Source organism: Neisseria sp. P0021.S006 (assembly GCF_051956895.1).
Genome location: NZ_JBQCWZ010001193.1, coordinates 1 through 463 on the forward strand (window position 1 = coordinate 1; position 463 = coordinate 463).

At 44.1% G+C, this 463-nt stretch carries 1 protein-coding gene; it reads right to left on the reverse strand.

Annotated features, from left to right (window positions below; all coding sequences use genetic code 11):
- Nucleotides 1-64 precede the first annotated feature (64 nt).
- The coding region (locus ACTHUM_RS19420; protein WP_440403930.1) for a surface lipoprotein assembly modifier at nucleotides 65-463 on the reverse strand (399 nt) is incomplete at its 5' end.

A 463-nucleotide genomic window follows, 5' to 3' on the forward strand; every position in this document is an offset into this window, starting at 1 on the left:
ATATAGAAACGAGCAAAACAGCATGGTTATATCGCTGTTTTAGCGTATTTCTAAATGACTCAATTTAAAATCGGTATTTAAAATTTAGTAGCCATTCATTCTGACGGTATCGGTAATGTGCTGTATTGCTATGGGAGATTGAACGCCTGAAACGAAATTCAGGATACATGCCTTTAAGGTTCCACTGCGGAAAGCCTACAGCGGCTATCATGATGTATTGATTGTCGCGCCGCCGTCTGTTGTCGCTGACAAAACTTGCAGCGTCATAAAGACTGCGGCGATGAAGCAGGATAGCGTTGAGATAAGTACCGCTTGAAAAAAAACTATACGCTCCCAGCCGTGTCGTATATTCCTTGCTGGAAGAAGATTTTTCGGGATAGGCTTTGCGTGTTGCATCAAAGTTGGCGAACAGGCCGCTTTGGGGTGTGAGAGAAAATTCTGCCCCTACACCCAGTTCGTATTG